Below are 17,686 nucleotides of genomic sequence, written 5' to 3'. Positions count from 1 at the left end.
GGACCACTGCCATGAGCACCAAGCAGCAGACCCACAGCGGATTCTCCCGTTGGATGCAGCACAAGATGAACGCCCGTATGAACCGCAAGATCCGTGGCGGCAACGGCACCTTCATGGGCATGGACGTGCTCATCCTGCACACCGTCGGCCGCCGCAGCGGCGAGCCGCGCCAGACCCCGATCTCCTGGTTCGCCGACGACGAGGGCGGGTGGCTGCTCGTGGCCTCCGGCGGCAAGAACGGCGACCCCGACTGGTTCCGCAACCTGATGGCCCACCCCGAGCACGCGACCATCGAACTGCCCGGTGACCAGCCGGTTCCGGTCATCCCACACGTGCTCACCGGCGCCGAACGGGCGAGCGCCTGGGACGCGATCACCACCGCCCAGCCCCGCTACGGCAAATACCAGGCCAAGGCAGGCCGCGAGTACGCGGTCGTCCGTCTCACCGCGTGAGGATGCGGTTGCGCAACGAAACCCCGACGGCCCGTCGACCGGTTCTAGACTGATCGAGGGGCCGGGGCCGGGCGCCCGAGACGGACGCACCGGTGACACGAGGCCGGAGGCGATCGTGGGCTATCCAGGATATCCACCGGGCGGACCGTATCCGCCCCGCCCGTCGCCGTGGCCGTGGATCCTCGGCGCGCTCGTGGTCGTGGCCGCGCTGGCGGTCGGCGTGATCGCGGCGGGCATCTTCGTCGTCACGCAACGCGACAAGAACACCGAAGCAGCAACCGTCCAACCCCCGAGCGCGCAGACGATCGCCGCGACCAACGCACCCCCGGAAGCCGCCGTCGACCCGCAAGCCGCGGCGTTCGCCACCTTGCGCGCCCGCGCCGACAGCGACCGGCCGTTCGTGAGCGTGAACCTGAGCGAACGATGGGTGCCCCAGATCTCGGCCAAACGCACCGGACTGGTCGCGCCCGATGTCGACGGGCGGGTCGTCACCTGGACGAACACCGAAATTCTCGCCCAGCATCAGCGGCTGCGTCAGCAGTACCCCGGGACTCGCCTGGTCTGGAGCGACGAGTGGAACACCTTCGATCTGCGGGGTTGGTGGGTCAGCCTGGCCGGTGCCACCTTCGCCGAACCCGACTCGGCCAACGCCTGGTGCGATGCGATGGCCATCTCGGCCGACGAATGTTTCGCCAAGCTCGTCAGCAATTCCCGCGGCCCGGCGGGCACCACGAAGTACCGCTGATCAGGCGGGCAGCAATCGGGAGATCACCTCGGTGAGCTGGCGGACATTGCGGCACTCGTGCATGGTGACGATGTCGGTGTAGGTGTCGGCGGCCGAATCGCCCGTCGACCACGAACTCGACGGCTCCGGATTCAGCCAGTACACGGCCTTGGCGCGTTCCGACATCGCTTCCAGTGCAGCCAGATTCGGGTCGGTGCGGTTGGTGCGGGCATCACCGAGGATCAACACGCATGTCCGCGGGCCGAGGGCGTCGAGATAGTGGTCGACGAAACCCTGGAAGGCCTCGCCGTAGTTGCTCGACCCGAACCGGGCCACCCCACCCTCGCGCACGATGTTCTGCGCGAAACCGGACGGCGGAGGCTCGCCGGGGGTGAAGAAATGGGTGATCTCGGCACAGGTGTCGACGAAACCGAAACTGCGGACCTTGCTGAACTGGTCCTGCAAGGCCTGCACCAATTGCAGAGTGAACTCGGAGAACCCGGTGACCGAGCCCGAAACATCCGCCAGCACAACGAGGTCGGGGCGACCGTGGCGGCGGGCGCGCAGCACCGGGTCGACGGGCACGCCACCGGTCGCCATCGAACGGCGCAGGGTGCGGCGCAGATCGATCTGACCACGCACCGCCTTCTTGCGGCGCACCGCCAACCGGGTAGCGAGTTTGCGAGCCAGCGGGTGCACGAGCCTGCGCATCTCGGCGAGGTCCTGTTCGCGGGCACCGAGGAAATCCGTTCGGTCCGCGGAGTTCTCGACACCACGGCGGGCGATGTAGTCCGTGCCGCGCAGTTCAGCCGAGCGTAGACGGGCCTCATTCTGCACCGCCGTCCGGAACTGGTCGACGCGGCGTCGCGCTTCGATGGTGTGCACGGCCGCATCGAATTGCCCTGTGCCGCCCATTGTCCGAGCTACTTGTTCGGAAATCTCGTCGGGGCGTAGAGATTTCATCGTCAGATACGACGACCAACCCGCGCCGGATGCCTGCGTCACCCGGCCCGCGCTCTCCCCCGCCCCGCCGTAGGCGCCGAAGGTGTCGAGCGCTTCCCTGGCCAGTTCCGCCGTGTCGGCGCCCTGGACGAGGGTGGCGATCAGGCGGTCGCGCAAGGAATCCTGGTCGTCGCTCGGACGCGGCGCGGGGAGTTCGGTACCGAGGAAATACAGGTCGAAGAGCTGGTCGAAGACCGAACGCTGACCGTTGCGGCGCAGCAGGCAGGCGGCAAGGCCCGACCGCAGGCGCGCGGTGTCGTCCATGCCGAGGGCGACGATCGCCGAGGCGGCGTCGACGGTCTCGCTGGGACCGGCGAAGATGCCGTGCTCACGCAGCAGACCGACGAAATCCACCAGGCGATCGGTGGGCGCGGTCATGGGCGCGGACTCTCCCCGTCCAGAGCCAGACGGTCGACGGCGAGGCGATGGTCGGACTGATATTTAAGCAGCACACCGAGCGTCGAGCGCACCACCGACGAGGTGATCTCCCGGGTGCGCAACGCCACCAATGTCTTTGCCCAATCCACTGTTTCGGCGATCGACGGCGCTTTGCGCAACGGCAGCTGACGCAACGCGGCTACTGTACGAACCACGGGCTCGGCCAACGTCTCGTCCAGTTCCGGCACCTTCAAGCGGACGATCGAACGCTCCAGCTCCGGGGTCGGGTAATCGATGTGCAGATACAGGCAGCGCCTTTTCAGAGCTTCGGACAGGTCGCGGTTGGCGTTGGAAGTCAGCACGACGAACGGGCGGCGCACGGCCTTGACCGTACCGAGTTCGGGGATCGAGATCTGGAAGTCACCGAGCACCTCGAGCAGCAGCCCCTCCAGCTCCACATCGGCCTTGTCGAGTTCGTCGATGAGCAGGACGGTGGGGTCCGGATTGCGGATGGCCGCCAGGAGCGGCCGGGCAAGCAGGAACTCCTCGGAGAACACATGATCGCGCGTACTGTCCCACCCCTCACCCGAGGTGGCGGTGATGCGCAACAGCTGCTTGGCGTGATTCCACTCGTACAGCGCGCGGGCTTCGTCGATGCCCTCGTAGCACTGCAGCCGCAGCAGATCCGCGCCCGCCGCGGCGGCGACAGCCTTGGCCAGCTCGGTCTTGCCGACACCGGCGGGGCCCTCGATCAGCAGGGGCTTGCCGAGATGATCGGCGAGGAAGACCGCCGTCGCGATGTCGAGGGACGGCAGATAGCCGGCCGCTGCCAGCCGGTCGGTCACCTGGTCCACCGAGGGAAAGAAGTTACTCATCAGTAATGAGTATATCGAGGGGTTTCCGACGGCCGCGGCAGCGGCCCGGAGTCACGCCGACCTGGCGATGGCGGCGGCGATCCCGTCGAGGATCAGCTCCAGACCGAAGGTGAAATCGTCGTCCGCCGATTCGTCGTCCGGCGGGATGTCGGCGAAGGCCTGGGCGGTGAAGAGAGCCGCAATCTCGGGCAGACCGGACAGGTCGACGGCCGACACATCGCGCTGGTAGGCGTCGAGGTCCTGTGCCTCGCTGCGCTGGTCGGCGCCACGCCGTTCGGCGATGCTCCGGTCGGTGACGAACGCCTGGCGCACATATCCACCGACGACGGTGATCGCCCCGATCTTCGCGCGCCAGTCCAGGCCGGTGTCGCGCAGCGCGGCGAGCCCGGCGTTCATCCAGGCCAACGCGTTGCTCCCGCGCGGCGGTCCGGTGACGGGGATCCGAGTGATCCAGGGGTGGCGGGCGAAGACGGCGCGCTGGCCGTTCGCCCACTCTCGCAGGGCCGGACGCCAATCACCGGCAATAGTCGGCGGCGGGCCGAACGCGGTATCGACCATCAGGTCGGTGAGGCCGCCTTTGGAACCGATGTGGCGGTAGAGCGACATCGGGGTGACGTCCAGCGCGGCAGCGACTTTCGTCAGCGATGCAGCACCCAAACCCGCCTCGTCGGCGAGGGCGATGGCGGTCGCGACGATGCGCGGTGCGTCCAATTCGGCTGGACGGCCGACGCGTGGTCGTGGCTTGCCGGTCACCGTCTCCTCATTCATCTGGGCAACCGCCAATTTAACATGGGCCTTATAGTTTAAGGCTTATACTAACGTGGTGGCCGGGGCATACGACCTGGCAGTGAGGTCGGATAGCTATGGGTATCAGGACAATTCAGCGCATCACCGGCGCCGCCGCAGTCGCCGGCGCGGGATGTACCGTGGGCGTGCTTCCGCTGTATTTCGTCTACTCAGGGGCGCCCCCGGACGCCAATGTGCTCACCAGGTGCCTGCTCGGCCTGATCGGCGCGACCCTGTTCCTGGTGTTCATGAGCGGATTCGCGTACCTGGTCAAGCAGCGCGATCCGGAACGGGAATGGTTCGGATCACTGGCCGCCGCGGCCGGAACAGCATGGCTCGTAATCGCTCTCGTCTCGACCGGACTCGAGATAGGTGCGGTCATCGCGGCTCCCGACCCGATCGACCCCACGATCACCGTCAGTGGAACCTACGTGCTCTACGGGTCCATCTCGCGACTGCTCGAGGGGTTGTTCCTGGTGGCGTTCGCGATCGCGGCCGCGCGGTTGCTCCCCCGCTGGTGTCGCGTCGTCAGCGGGGCGCTCGCGGCGGTGAATTTCGCCTTCGTTCCGTCGTTGTACTTCGGGAACACACCGGCCGAGTTCTACGCGGCCAACGGGTGGGGTACCACCGCGACCGTCGGTGGTCTCATCACGCTGTGGTTCCTCGCGATCGGCATCGCACTGCTGCGGTCGACGGACGCCGATCGACCTGGACAGTCAGTACGGGTCGGCGGCGGCCGGTACCCGGCCTGAATCGATCGCGGCGAGTAGGGAATCGCGGTCGGCGGCGGTCTGGTCGGCGTAGGCGAGGGCGAATTCGCTCATCGCCTTGTCGAACTTGTCGCTGTCGCCGAGATAGGCGTTGATGGCGAGGGGGTCACCGGAGCGGGCGTGAGCGCGGGCGAGCACGCCACCGCACAGGGCGGCGTACCCGGCGAGCTCGTGGTGGGTGAGGGCGCCGATGTCGACCGAGCCCTTCATGTCCTTGAGCTGACGCCAGTAGAAGTAGTTGCCCGCCGGACCGGTCGCCCAACCGAGGAAGATGTCGCTGGCGGCCTGCATCAGCCGCTGCCCCACCACTACCCGATGGCCCTGGTGCTGATACTTGCTCGGCTTCGTATGCGCGGCGAGCACCGACTTCTCGGCCTGCTTGACCTGCAGAAACAGCGGGGCGCCCGATTCCTTGTCCATGAAGAGCACGATGAAACACCGGGTACCGACGCTGCCGACGCCGACCACCTTCATCGCCATGTCGACCACGGTGTGGCGATCGAGCAGGATGCGGCGTTCGTCGGGCAGGCTGCGGCGGTAGTCGTTGAGGACCTCCTTGACGTCCTTCTCGGTGAGCGTCTCGATGGGGACGAGCAGCGGCGGCTGATTCTTGATCCGAGGGCGGCCGTCGGAATCGGGTTCGGTGAGCTTCTCCAGCGCGTCGAGGCTGGTGCGGGTGCGGGCCGACTTGATCGTCTTCTCCGCGATCTTGCGGCGCTTCTCCTTCGGGATCGTCGCGGTGACCTCGTCCGCGTCGACGCGTTCGTACCAGATGGACAGCGAATCGAGCTCGGCCATCGCGGCGATCGCCTCCCGGTACCCGCGCGCGGCGGCCTCTGCGGCCCGCCCGGCCTGATGATCCGGGCACTCGTTGTCGCGGGCGGCGACGGCGACGCTGGCAGCCAAGCGTTTGACATCCCATTCGAACGGACCGGGCAGGGTTTCGTCGAAGTCGTTCACGTCGAAGACGAGATTGCGTTCCGGCGAGGCGTACAACCCGAAATTGGACAGGTGCGCGTCACCACAGAGCTGCACGGTCAGCCCGGTATCCGGACCGCTCGCCAGGTCGGCGGCCATGATCGCGGGCGCCCCACGCAGAAAAGTGAACTGCGAGATGGCCATTCGCGCATACCGGATCGGCAGCAACTCCGCCACCCGCGACTCCCCCTGCCGCTCCAGAATCGTCACCGGATCCTCCCGCCCCGGCCCCGCACCCCACTCCCCCAACCCCGACCGCGAAACCATCTTTCGCGCCGCACGCCCCAACTCCACCGCATCACGATCGAATTCCTCGACGGTTGTCATCGGGCAAGTCTGCCGCTACCTGCCCGCGACGGCAAGGACCAGCGCTCCGATACCTCGATCCTCGACCCCGCAAACCTCATGCAAACCGAAAGGGCCCGTCCGCATTTCGGCGGACGGGCCCTTCACGAAACGACTTACGCGGTTTCGGTGATGGGGCGGTCGACCCAGCTCATCAGGCCGCGGAGCTTGGCGCCGGTGACCTCGATGGGGTGCTCGGCGTTGGCCTTGCGCAGGCCCTCGAGCTCGGTGTTGCCGTTCTCGACGTTGGCGACCAGGCGCTTGACGAAGGTGCCGTCCTGGATGTCGGACAGGATCGCCTTCATGCGCTCCTTGGTGCCGGCGTCGATGACGCGCGGGCCCGACAGGTAGCCACCGAACTCGGCGGTGTCGGAGACCGAGTAGTTCATGCGGGCGATGCCGCCCTCGTACATGAGGTCGACGATCAGCTTCAGCTCGTGCAGCACCTCGAAGTAGGCCATCTCGGGGGCGTAGCCCGCCTCGACCATGACCTCGAAACCGGTCTTGACCAGTTCCTCGGTGCCACCGCAGAGCACGGCCTGCTCACCGAACAGGTCGGTCTCGGTCTCTTCCTTGAAGGTGGTCTTGATGACGCCGGCGCGGGTGCCGCCGATGCCCTTGGCGTAGGACAGCGCCAGGGCCTGGCCCTCGCCCTTCGGGTCCTGGTCGACGGCGATCAGGGCCGGAACGCCCTTGCCGTCGGCGAACTGGCGACGCACCAGGTGGCCGGGGCCCTTCGGGGCGACCATGGCGACGGTGACGTCGGCCGGGGGCTTGATCAGACCGAAGTGGATGTTGAGGCCGTGGCCGAAGAACAGCGCGTCGCCGTCCTTCAGGTTGGGCTCGATGTCGTTGGTGAAGATCGACGCCTGGGCGGTGTCGGGCGCCAGGACCATGATCACGTCGGCCCATGCGGAAACCTCGGCGGGGGTGCCGACGGTGAGCCCGGCCTCTTCGGCCTTCGGGCGCGACTTCGAACCCTCGGTCAGGCCGACGCGCACGTCGACACCCGAGTCGCGCAGGCTCAGCGAGTGCGCGTGACCCTGGCTGCCGTAGCCGATCACGGCGACCTTGCGGCCCTGGATGATCGACAGGTCAGCGTCGTCGTCGTAGAACATCTCGACTGCCACTTGATTGGTCCCTTCTGATGATGGTTAAGAAAAGTTATCGCGGAGGTCGCTGAGGTCGGCTCAGCGGGTCGCGGTGATGGACTTGGGACCGCGGCCGACGGCCACGACACCGGACTGCACGATCTCGCGGATCCCGTACGGCTCGACCATGCGCAGCAGCGCGTCGAGCTTGGAACGGGTGCCGGTCGCCTCGATGGTGAGCGCGTCGGGCGACACGTCGATCACCTTGGCGCGGAACAACTGCACGGCCTCGATCACCTGCGTGCGCACCGAGGCGTCGGCCCGCACCTTCACCAGGATCAGCTCGCGGGCCACCGACGCGTCGGCGTCCTGCTCCACGATCTTGATGACGTTGATCAGCTTGTTGAGCTGCTTGGTGACCTGCTCGAGCGGCAGATCGTCGACCGTGACGACGATCGTCATGCGCGAGATCTCGGGAATCTCGGTGCCGCCGACGGCAAGAGACTCGATGTTGAAGCCGCGGCGCGAGAACAGGCTCGCGACTCGCGCCAGCACGCCCGGCTTGTCCTCGACGAGAACGCTCAGCGTGTGGGTGGTGCTCATGCCGCCACCTCGCTGTCGCTCGGCGTCGGCACGATCACCATCGTGGCTGTGCCCATTCGGCGCTCGCTGCGCTCGCTCATGCTTCGGTGCCCTTCTCGAATGCCGCCTGCTCACGTTCCATCGCCTCGTGGATGACGGCGGGTTCGGAGACCTGCTCGTCGTCGTCGAACAGCGGGCGGATACCGCGGGCGAACATGATCTCGTCGTTGCTGGTGCCCGCGGCGACCATCGGCCACACCTGGGCGTCCTTGCCGACGATGAAGTCGATGACGACCGGCCGGTCGGTGATGGCCTGGGCCTGGCGGATGGCGTCCTCGACCTCGTCTTCCTTCTCCACGCGGATGCCGACGCAACCCAGCGCCTCGGCCAGCTTCACGAAGTCGGGGATGCGCAGGGTGTGCGTGCCCAGATCGGTGTTGGAGTAGCGCTGTTCGTAGAACAGGGTCTGCCACTGGCGGACCATGCCGAGGTTGCCGTTGTTGATGAGCGCGACCTTGATCGGCACACCCTCCACCGCGCAGGTGGCCAGCTCCTGGTTGGTCATCTGGAAGCAGCCGTCTCCGTCGACCGCCCAGACCTCCTTCTCCGGAGCACCCATCTTGGCGCCCATGGCCGCGGGCACCGCGTAACCCATGGTGCCGAGGCCACCGGAGTTGAGCCAGGTGCGCGGCTTCTCGTACTTGACGAACTGCGCGGCCCACATCTGGTGCTGACCGACGCCGGCGCAGTACACCGCGTCGGGCCCGGCCAGGCGGCCGAGGGTCTCGATGACGTATTCCGGCGACAGCGAACCGTCGCTCGGGGTCTTCCAGCCCAGCGGGTAGTTGTCGCGGATGTCGCTGAGGTAGGCCCACCACTCGGTGAGGTTCAGCAGCGGCGCCGCACCGGACTGCGGGTCGGCCTTGAGGGTCTCGATGAGCTCGATGATGACCTCGCGCGCGTCACCGACGATCGGGACGTCGGCGTGGCGGTTCTTGCCGATCTCGGCCGGGTCGATGTCGGCGTGGATGACCTTCGCGTCGGGCGCGAAGGAGTCCAGCTGACCGGTGACGCGGTCGTCGAAGCGGGCGCCGAGGGTGATCAGCAGGTCCGACTTCTGCAGGGCGGCAACAGCACCGACGGTGCCGTGCATGCCGGGCATGCCCATGTTCAGCGTGTGGCTGTCGGGGAACGCGCCACGCGCCATCAGGGTGGTGACCACCGGGATGCCGGTCAGTTCGGCGAGCTCGAGCAGTTCGGCCGAGGCGTCGGACTTGATGACACCGCCGCCCACGTAGAGCACGGGCTGCTTGGACTCGAGGATCATCCGGGCCGCCTCGCGCACCTGCTTGCCGTGCGGCTTGGTGACCGGACGGTAGCCGGGCAGACGCATCTCCGGCGGCCACGAGAACGTGGTCTGGGCCTGCAGCGCGTCCTTGGTGATGTCGACAAGCACCGCGCCCGGACGACCGGAGGCGGCCAGGTAGAACGCCTCGGCCAGGATGCGCGGGATGTCGGCGGGATCCTTCACCAGGAAGTTGTGCTTGGTGATCGGCATGGTGATGCCGGAGATGTCGGCTTCCTGGAAGGCGTCGGTGCCGACCAGGCTCGACGGCACCTGGCCGGTGATCGCCACGATCGGGACCGAGTCCATCTGGGCGTCGGCCAGCGGGGTCACCAGGTTGGTCGCGCCGGGGCCGGATGTGGCCATACACACACCGACCTTGCCGGAGGCCTGCGCGTAACCGGTCGCCGCGTGACCGGCGCCCTGCTCGTGGCGCACCAGCACGTGGCGAACCTTCTTCGAGTCGAAGAGGGGGTCGTAGACGGGAAGGACCGCACCGCCCGGAATACCGAATACGGTGTCGACGTCGAGCTCTTCGAGGGACCGGACCACCGACTGCGCGCCGGTGACGCGCTCGGGCGCGACCTGGCGACGGGCGGGGGTGGTCGCCGGGTTAGCGGCTCCCGTTGAAGGCGCTGACCTGCGGGCCGATGGCCCGGGTCGTGCGGTAGGTGCACTCACCGTCTTCGTTCCTAACTGTGTTGTTCTGACTCCGGACTGGCGCGGAATTCGCCGGAACACAAAAAAGCCCCCGATCAGCGCATGGCTGTTCGAGGGTGGCGCGTCGCAACGCGAGCTGACGTATTCGACTCAGGCAGTCAGGCTCAACGCTGGACGCGCCGGCCGAGTACGAGCTCGCTTCGATTCACGGCTACGACGTTATTCGTGTGTGAACCGATGAGTCAAACAGGCTACCTTTCGTGTCCCATTATGTGGGACACGAGTGGTTGCGTGGGTCCGTATACCGAGATGCGAGGATGGTGGGGTGTCATCACCGCATCAGTCCGTGCCACCGGCTAAATCGTCCCACACCGCCGACGAGACGACCGCGACGGGTCGGCCCGCGCGACCCGGTGGCCTGCGCGCCGCCGGTCCCGGCAGGCTCGCGGCCATCGCCGCGGTGGTACTGGCGTACCTGATCTTCGTTGTCGTCGGCACCGTGCAGGACTGGTCGCTCGGGCTGCGGATCGGGCTGATCGTGCCCACCGCGGTCGTCGTGTGGTTGCTGATTCCACGCAGAGAGAGCGGGCCGACACCGGGCGTGCACGTGATCGGCGTGCCGAGGCTCGCCTACATCGGCGTGCTCGTGCTGGCGTTCTGCGTGTTCTTCGCGTTCGTCGGCTGGCCGATCGCCCTGTGGTGGCTGCTGCTGGCGCCGGTGATCGCGGTGTGGTGGGTGATGCGCACGCACACAACGGTTTCCGATGCGGGGCTCGACCTCTCCACGATGGTCTCCTCGAAGCACCTCGACTGGGCACAGGTCAAGGGCATCAGCATTCCCAAGCGTGGTTACATCCGGGCCCGGCTCGCCGACGACTCCGAGGTGAAGCTGCCCGCCGTCGGTTACGACCGGTTGCGTGAGCTGATCGAGGCATCCGAGGGCCGACTGCCCGATGTCTTCGCGGCGGCCGAGGAGGCCGAGGCCGAGCGGATCGCGGCCGAGCGGGCACAGGCCGAGGCGGATGCGTCGACGGATGTCGCCCCCGCGACAGAGTCGGCGGCCTCGCCCGACACCGACCCCGCGCCCGAGAAGAAGGCCGGTGCCGAACTCGAGGAGCCGGACGCGCCACGGTGACGTCGGCGGTATGACCGCGGGCACTGTGGGAATCCACACGATGCCGCACGGAGTTGCACCGGTAAACTGACGGCACCGGGCACCCTCGCGCCGACGGCACCACCGCGGCGACACCCTCCGGAGCGACACTCCCGCCTCGAGCCCGGTTCCCCACCCCAGCACCGACGACCGGCGCGACGCGACCACCGCCCGCCGGAGTAACGTGCAGGGTTGCCGGACGCACCGCGCCCGCGCTCTGTGCCGCGCAGGTCAGCCCCCTGCGCGCCCGCCGCGAGCGCACCCAGCGACATTTGACGAGGACTCCCATGCCACCGCTTCGCTCACGCACCACCACCATCGGCCGCAATGCCGCGGGCGCTCGTTCGCTCTGGCGCGCGACCGGCATGACCGACTCCGATTTCGGCAAGCCGATCATCGCGATCGCGAACTCCTACACCCAGTTCGTGCCCGGCCACGTGCACCTGAAGAACATGGGCGACATCGTCGCCGAGGCCGTGCGCGCCGCCGGTGGTGTGCCGCGTGAATTCCACACCATCGCCGTCGACGACGGCATCGCCATGGGCCACGGCGGCATGCTCTACTCGCTGCCCTCGCGCGAGATCATCGCCGACTCGGTCGAGTACATGGCCAACGCGCACACCGCCGACGCGTTGGTGTGTATCTCCAACTGCGACAAGATCACTCCCGGCATGCTCAATGCCGCGATGCGCCTCAACATCCCCGCCGTGTTCGTCTCCGGTGGACCGATGGAGGCCGGTAAGGCCGTGGTCGTCGACGGTGTGGCGCACGCGCCGCTCGACCTGGTGAGCGCGATCTCGGCGAGCGCGAGCCAGGCGGTGTCCGACGAAGGCCTCGACGAGGTCGAGCGGTCCGCTTGCCCCACCTGTGGTTCGTGTTCGGGCATGTTCACCGCGAACTCGATGAACTGCCTCACCGAGGCGCTCGGCCTCGCACTGCCCGGCAACGGTTCCACTCTCGCGACGCACGCGGCGCGCCGGGCGCTGTTCGAGCGGGCGGGCACCGTGATCGTCGATATCGCCAAGCGCTGGTACCAGGACGACGACGCCTCCGTGCTGCCCCGAAACGTCGCCAACGCCAAGGCCTTCCGCAACGCGATGGCCCTGGACGTGGCGATGGGCGGTTCCACCAACACCGTGCTGCACACTCTCGCCGCCGCTCAGGAAGGCGAGATCGACTTCGATCTGCAGACCATCGATGAGATCAGCCGCCGGGTGCCGTGCCTGTCGAAGGTGTCGCCCAACTCCGACTACCACATGGAAGATGTGCACCGCGCCGGCGGCATTCCCGCCATCCTCGGTGAGCTGCGCCGCGGCGGGCTGCTCGAGCTGGACGTGACCACCGTGCACACCGCGAGCTACGAGGAATTCCTCGATACCTGGGACATCCGCTCGGGCAAGGCAGCCGAGGAGGCCCTGGAACTGTTCCACGCCGCCCCCGGCGGGGTGCGCACGGTCGAACCGTTCTCCACCAGCAACCGCTGGTCCTCGCTCGACACCGACGCCGCCGGTGGCTGCATCCGCGACATCGAGCACGCGTACACCGTGGAAGGCGGGCTGTGTGTGCTGCGTGGCAACATCGCCCCCGACGGCGCGATCCTCAAGACCGCGGGTATCGACGAGGAACTGTTCACCTTCGAGGGACCGGCCGTGGTGGTCGAGTCGCAGGAGGAAGCGGTGTCGATGATCCTCGGCAAGAAGATCCAGCCCGGCGATGTGGTCGTCGTGCGCTACGAGGGCCCGGCCGGTGGTCCCGGCATGCAGGAAATGCTGCACCCCACCTCGTTCCTCAAGGGCCTCGGCCTGGGCAAGGTGTGCGCGCTGATCACCGACGGCCGCTTCTCCGGCGGCACCTCGGGCCTGTCGATCGGTCACGTCTCCCCCGAGGCCGCCTCCGGTGGTGTCATCGGCCTGATCGAGAACGGCGACCGCATCCGCATCGACGTCCACACCCGCGCCCTGGAGGTGCTGGTGTCCGACGAGGTGCTCGCCGAACGCCGCGCGAAGATGGAGGCCTCCGAGCGGCCGTGGCAGCCGGTGAACCGTGACCGCCCGGTCACCACCGCTCTGCGCGCGTACGCCGCGTTGGCCACCTCGGCCGACAAGGGCGCAGTCCGCCAGCTGCCGTAGTCGAAACCAGTCAGGCCCCTCACGGAGTCCGTGAGGGGCCTGACTCGTTCCCACCCTAGGCGAGGGCGGGTTGTTTCGGTTGCGTCGGTGACTCGTCGTCGCGGCCGGTTCGGGCGGGGATCAGGACGGTGGCAACCAGACCGAGCAGGACGAAGCCCGCCGCGAGGTAGGCGCCGGTGTGTACGCCCGAGGTCATCGCGGTGCGACCGACTTCGGCCACCTGCTGTGTATCCGGTTGGGCGGCAAAGCCTTCGATCGCCGCGCCCGCACTGCCGGTGACGGCGTGGGCGTACTGCTGAGCTTCGGCCGCGGGCACGCCGGTTGCGGTGAGGTCGTCGTCGACCCGCGCGCTCAGGGTGGTGAAGAAGACCGTGGTCAGCAGGGCGATGCCGAGGGCGGAGCCGAGTTGACGGAAGGCGCTCTGGATGCCGGAGGCCTGACCGTTGTCGGCTTCGGGAATGTCGGCCAGGACCACATTGGTCACCTGGGCCGTCGCGAAACCGACGCCGATGCCGTACAGGAACAGCACCAGCGCGACCGACCACCACGAACTGTCGGTAGCGGCGAAGAAACCGAGCGCGGCCAGCCCGATCACCTCGAGTCCGAGGCCGAGCCGGACCAGGTTCAGCGGTGACGCCGACCCGGCCATGCCGAAGCTCACGCCGCTGGCGACGAAGCTGCCGATGGCGATCGGTACCAGGGCGAGTCCGGCTTGCAGCGCGCTGTAGCCGAGGGTGAATTGCATCCACAGCGGCAACACGGCGACGATGCCGAACTCACCGAGACCGATGATGAGCGTAGCGATATTGCCGTTGCGGAACGAGGCGAGCGAGAACAGGCTCAGGTCCATCAGCGCCTTGTCGGCATTGCCGGTGCGGCGCAGCAGCACCTGTCGCACCACGAACCCACCCAGCGCGAGCGCACTGAGCACAAGTGCGACCAGAACGGGCGAAGGACCGCTGCCCCAGCTGAATCCGCCGATCTCCATCGGCTGCACGGTGCTGATCCACCCGTAGGTGCGGCCTTCGACGAGACCGAAGGCGAGCAACCCGAGCCCGAGCACCGACAGCAGGGAGCCGAGCACATCGAGGCGGCCCGCCACCTTCGGCGACGGCGCGATACACGTCAGCACACCGACCACGATCAGCACGGCCAGCGGCACGTTGATGCCGAATGCCCAACGCCACGAGGCGTGTTCGGCCAGCCACCCGCCGAGCAGCGGGCCGAGTGCCGCCGCCGCACCGATCGTGGAACCCCAGACGGCGAACGCCTGACCACGTGCTTTGCCGGTGAAGGTGGCGTTGAGCAGGGCCAGCGAGGTGGGCAGGATCATCGCCGCGCCCGCACCCTGCAGGAACCGGGCGACGACCAGCAGGCCGCCGTCCGGTGCGAGCCCGGCCAGGATGCTCGTCGCACCGAACACCACCACACCGGTGACGAACATCCTGCGCGCACCGACGATGTCGGCGACCCGGCCCACCACCAGCAACAGGGCCGCGAAGACGATCGCGTAGGACTCCTGAATCCATTGCGCCTCGGCAGAACCCGTCCGCAGGTCTTCGATGATCGACGGGATGATCACGTTCACGATCGTGGTGTCGACCACGATCAACGCCACGCCGAGGGCGATGGCGATCAAGCCGAGCCATCGGCGAACGGACGAGTCCTGACTCATCGTCACTCCTATTTCCATGATGGAATATTTCCATCATCAAAGTAGATTCTGGGCAATAGGATGTCAAACGATGCGAAAGGAACCCATGAGCCAGTCGGAGGCGTACGGCCGGTACGAACGGATCCACGAGGGCATGCGGGCGTACGGCGCGAACTATCGCGAGTTCACCCGCCGCTTCGCCGGCTGGCTCGGGTTGCACTCCACCGACGCCGAGGCCTTGATCGAAATCCTCAGCGCCGAGGAACGTGGCAGCACGTTGTCACCGGCGCGCCTCAGTGAGCGGATCTCGTTGTCCAACAGCGCGACCACCGCGCTGCTGAACCGGCTCGAGCAGGCCGGTCACATCGTCCGCAGCCGCGAACACGACGACCGCCGCGTCATCACGCTGCGCAGCACCCCACGCATCCACGCCCTCGCCAACGACTTCTTCGGCCCGCTGGGAACGAAGGTCGAAGAATCGGTCATGGGAAAGTACTCCCCCGAGGACCTGCGCCGATTCGAGGCGTTTCTGGCCGATATCCACGCCGCCATGACCGCCCACCTGTCCGAACCCGCTCCGCCGCCTCCAGGCAAGGACATGGGTAACTCACCGGGTACCGGCTGACTCCACGCACCTCCTGCCGGCCGCGTACCGAATCAGACCTGAGTCCGGATCGAATTGGACCAGCGAGGCGTATCAGCTCAGAAGGGGCCGATGCCCTTCAAGGGGTTGCCGCCGTGGAGGAACCAGTAGGTGCCGATGGCGGCGGCGATGGCCAGCAGGACCACCACGAAGGAGCCGTACGCGGGGCGCGTGGCCCAGCCTCGGGTGCGGTCGAGGGACCAGCGGCCGGGGCCCGTGAGAATGATCGCCAGGGCGGCGCCGGCGAGAATGGTGTCGATCTCCACGCCGGACTTGGTCGCCGCGTTGTACTGGAAGCCCGGGATCATGCCCTGCTTCCACATCCAGGCGTTCGAGATGGTCGCGAGGACGGCGCCCGCGGCGAGCGGTGTGGCCAGGCCGAGGACAAGCAGCACGCCGCCGCCGAGTTCACCGGCGATCACCAGGGCGGTGGCCAGCGACGGGTGGTCCCAGCCGCCACCGGCCATCATGTCCTTGGTTCCGTCGATGCCGGGACCGTGGAACCAGCCGGTCAGCTTCTGCAGACCGTGGTAGATGAAGGTGCCGCCGACCACCAGGCGCAGCACGAACAAGCCGAAGTCGAGGGTGCCGCGCCGGGCCTCGCGGTTACGGCGCTGCAGGCGAACCGATTCCGCCGATGCGGCCGTCGCGGGTGGGATCGTCGCGTAGCCGTAGTCGTCGTCGCGGTCGGCGCCGGTCTTGGCGCTGCTCGCGGTGGGGACCTCGTCGCCGGGATCCAGGCCGAGGTCCTCGTCGGTGCGCGGCACGTCCTTGGGGTCGGGCTTGCGCATCTGCGTGGTCGGCGAATCGTAGGGGCTGGTCACCGGCCGACCCGTCGCGGATACGGCCTCTCCGGCCCGCGCCGTCGCGTCGTCGGGGGAAGTGTCGTTCGACTTGTCGGTCACGGTCTCACCTTAGGACGTGGGCTCGCGGTGCGCCGCCCTTCGCCGCATCAGGCGTGTCAGCCCCGCTCGACTGCCGGTAACGTCTGCACCATGAGTTCGGTATTCGCGGGCCGCGTGGCAGTCGGGTTGGCGCTCGGCACGATTCTGGTCGCCGGGTGTGCCCGTTTCGACGAGTCGGCGTCGAGCCCGTTCACCACCGAGCCGTCGATCGGCGGTGCCAACGCGGAACCGAAGCCGCCACAGGACTCGCCCTCGCAGGCGCCGCGCCCGACCGGACCGTGTATCGACCCCGATCCCAATGTCATCGGCACCTGCCTCGATTCGGCCGCCGGGCTGATCGCGGTGGGTGACGGCGCGCTGGTCGCCGAGCGCCGCACCGGTCGCATCCTGTCGGTGACGCCGGTCGACGCGAGCACTCCGCAGCCGCCGCCGGAGGAGGTCGCGGTGCTGCCCGTCGACGGGTCGGGCGACGGTGGCATCTCCGATATCACCTTGTCGCCCACCTTCTCCGAGGACGGGCTGATGTACGCCTACATCACCACCGGCAGCGACAACCGGGTGGTCCGCCTGTCCCGCGACGGCGCGCCGAAGGAGATTCTCACCGGAATCCCCAAGGGCGCCACCGGGAATCGCGGCGCGCTGGAATGGGCGACACCGAACCAGCTGCTGGTCCTCACCGGTGACGCGGGCAACCCCGGCGCCGCGGCCAACCCCGGCTCGCTCGGGGGGAAACTGTTGAGGTTGGACTCACCGTCCTCGGGCGCGAACACTCCGCAGGTGGTCGCCTCGGGCATCGGCAGCGCCGGTGACCTGTGCCGTGACGGCAAGGACGGCATGTGGGTCACCGACCGCACCGCCGCCGAGGACCGCCTGCAGCATCTCGGCACCGACGGCACCGTCACCGTGTCGTGGACCTGGCCCGACCGTCCCGGTGTCGGCGGGTGCGCGGCGACCACCGACGGCGTGGCCGTCGCCCTCACCGAGGGCAAAGCACTCGCCGCCGTCACCGCCGATCCGAGCACCTTCGCGGTCACCACCGCACCCACCCTGATCGCCCAGGACAAGTACGGCAAGCTACTCGGCGCCACCGCCGGTGCCGACGGCAGCGTGTGGGTGAGCACGGTCAACAAAACCGACGGCACCCCGGGCGAATTCGATGATCGCGTGGTGCGCATCCCACCGCCGCAGGGCGGTGCGGGCGGCCCGGACTAAAG

16 protein-coding genes are annotated in these 17,686 nt (G+C 67.9%); 7 read left to right on the top strand and 9 right to left on the bottom strand.

All coding sequences use genetic code 11. From position 1 onward, the window contains the following. The first annotated feature begins 11 nt into the window (after positions 1-11). Both AB0F86_RS00510 and AB0F86_RS00505 read left to right on the top strand, forming a co-directional pair. On the top strand, positions 12-452 hold the full coding sequence (locus AB0F86_RS00510) for a nitroreductase family deazaflavin-dependent oxidoreductase (RefSeq protein ID WP_356986331.1): 441 nt from the start codon (positions 12-14) through the stop codon (positions 450-452). Positions 453-567: 115 nt separating this feature from the next. Further along, positions 568-1,197 (top strand): hypothetical protein, encoded by a 630-nt coding sequence (locus tag AB0F86_RS00505; RefSeq protein WP_356986333.1) that lies wholly within the window; start codon positions 568-570, stop codon positions 1,195-1,197. On the opposite strand, the gene AB0F86_RS00500 is transcribed toward AB0F86_RS00505, so the two are convergent. The 3 genes from AB0F86_RS00500 to AB0F86_RS00490 are packed head-to-tail and all read right to left on the bottom strand — an operon-like array spanning position 1,198 to position 4,199. Continuing rightward, positions 1,198-2,556 (bottom strand): VWA domain-containing protein, encoded by a 1,359-nt coding sequence (locus AB0F86_RS00500; protein ID WP_356986335.1) that lies wholly within the window; start codon positions 2,554-2,556, stop codon positions 1,198-1,200. Further along, positions 2,553-3,431: a MoxR family ATPase gene (locus AB0F86_RS00495; RefSeq protein WP_356986337.1), complete on the bottom strand. Its 879-nt coding sequence runs from the start codon at positions 3,429-3,431 to the stop codon at positions 2,553-2,555. The genes AB0F86_RS00500 and AB0F86_RS00495 overlap by 4 nt, the downstream gene beginning before the upstream one ends. Positions 3,432-3,482: 51 nt before the next feature. Then, positions 3,483-4,199, bottom strand: a complete 717-nt coding sequence (locus tag AB0F86_RS00490; protein WP_356986339.1) for a TetR/AcrR family transcriptional regulator — start codon at positions 4,197-4,199, stop codon at positions 3,483-3,485. 95 nt (positions 4,200-4,294) lie between these two features. Between AB0F86_RS00490 and AB0F86_RS00485 the strand changes: the two genes are divergently transcribed. Further along, positions 4,295-4,969, top strand: coding sequence for a hypothetical protein (locus tag AB0F86_RS00485; protein WP_181698414.1), 675 nt, complete (start codon positions 4,295-4,297; stop codon positions 4,967-4,969). Here the strand turns inward: AB0F86_RS00485 and AB0F86_RS00480 are convergent. The 4 genes from AB0F86_RS00480 to AB0F86_RS00465 all read right to left on the bottom strand — a co-directional run bounded on the left by AB0F86_RS00480 (position 4,934) and on the right by AB0F86_RS00465 (position 10,009). Next, a complete protein-coding gene (locus AB0F86_RS00480) occupies positions 4,934-6,292 on the bottom strand; it encodes a DUF2252 domain-containing protein (RefSeq protein WP_181698413.1) in 1,359 nt (452 codons plus the stop codon). The two genes, AB0F86_RS00485 and AB0F86_RS00480, sit on opposite strands and share 36 nt — an antisense overlap. A 134-nt stretch (positions 6,293-6,426) precedes the next feature. Then, positions 6,427-7,428 (bottom strand): ketol-acid reductoisomerase, encoded by a 1,002-nt coding sequence (gene ilvC, locus AB0F86_RS00475; RefSeq protein ID WP_356986454.1) that lies wholly within the window; start codon positions 7,426-7,428, stop codon positions 6,427-6,429. Between the two features lie 72 nt (positions 7,429-7,500). Beyond that, positions 7,501-8,004, bottom strand: coding sequence for an acetolactate synthase small subunit (gene ilvN / locus AB0F86_RS00470; RefSeq protein ID WP_019048314.1), 504 nt, complete (start codon positions 8,002-8,004; stop codon positions 7,501-7,503). Between the two features lie 76 nt (positions 8,005-8,080). Then, on the bottom strand, positions 8,081-10,009 hold the full coding sequence (locus tag AB0F86_RS00465) for an acetolactate synthase large subunit (protein ID WP_181698412.1): 1,929 nt from the start codon (positions 10,007-10,009) through the stop codon (positions 8,081-8,083). Positions 10,010-10,313: 304 nt separating this feature from the next. Here AB0F86_RS00465 and AB0F86_RS00460 point away from each other — a divergent pair, with 304 nt between their 5' ends. Next, positions 10,314-11,123, top strand: a complete 810-nt coding sequence (locus AB0F86_RS00460) for a PH domain-containing protein (RefSeq protein WP_356986340.1) — start codon at positions 10,314-10,316, stop codon at positions 11,121-11,123. 305 nt (positions 11,124-11,428) lie between these two features. Next, positions 11,429-13,270 carry a dihydroxy-acid dehydratase gene (gene ilvD, locus AB0F86_RS00455; protein ID WP_356986341.1) on the top strand — a complete coding sequence of 614 codons (1,842 nt, stop codon included), beginning with the start codon at positions 11,429-11,431 and terminating at the stop codon, positions 13,268-13,270. Between the two features lie 55 nt (positions 13,271-13,325). On the opposite strand, the gene AB0F86_RS00450 is transcribed toward ilvD, so the two are convergent. Then, a complete protein-coding gene (locus AB0F86_RS00450) occupies positions 13,326-14,945 on the bottom strand; it encodes an MFS transporter (protein WP_356986342.1) in 1,620 nt (539 codons plus the stop codon). A 70-nt stretch (positions 14,946-15,015) separates the two neighbouring features. On the opposite strand from AB0F86_RS00450, the gene AB0F86_RS00445 reads away from it, so the two are divergent. Then, the gene (locus AB0F86_RS00445; RefSeq protein WP_356986343.1) at positions 15,016-15,549 is read left to right on the top strand and encodes a MarR family transcriptional regulator; all 534 of its coding nucleotides are present in this window, start codon (positions 15,016-15,018) and stop codon (positions 15,547-15,549) included. 77 nt (positions 15,550-15,626) lie between these two features. On the opposite strand, the gene AB0F86_RS00440 is transcribed toward AB0F86_RS00445, so the two are convergent. Further along, positions 15,627-16,472 carry a DoxX family protein gene (locus AB0F86_RS00440; RefSeq protein WP_356986344.1) on the bottom strand — a complete coding sequence of 282 codons (846 nt, stop codon included), beginning with the start codon at positions 16,470-16,472 and terminating at the stop codon, positions 15,627-15,629. A 90-nt stretch (positions 16,473-16,562) separates the two neighbouring features. Between AB0F86_RS00440 and AB0F86_RS00435 the strand changes: the two genes are divergently transcribed. Beyond that, the gene (locus tag AB0F86_RS00435) at positions 16,563-17,684 is read left to right on the top strand and encodes a PQQ-dependent sugar dehydrogenase (RefSeq protein WP_356986346.1); all 1,122 of its coding nucleotides are present in this window, start codon (positions 16,563-16,565) and stop codon (positions 17,682-17,684) included. Positions 17,685-17,686: the final 2 nt, after the last annotated feature.

Origin of the sequence: Nocardia sp. NPDC023733, from assembly GCF_040639775.1 — a bacterium.
Classification (GTDB): domain Bacteria; phylum Actinomycetota; class Actinomycetes; order Mycobacteriales; family Mycobacteriaceae; genus Nocardia; species Nocardia rosealba.
The sequence above is the reverse complement of the archived record's forward strand: the minus strand, read 5'-3'. Positions and strand labels throughout refer to the sequence as shown.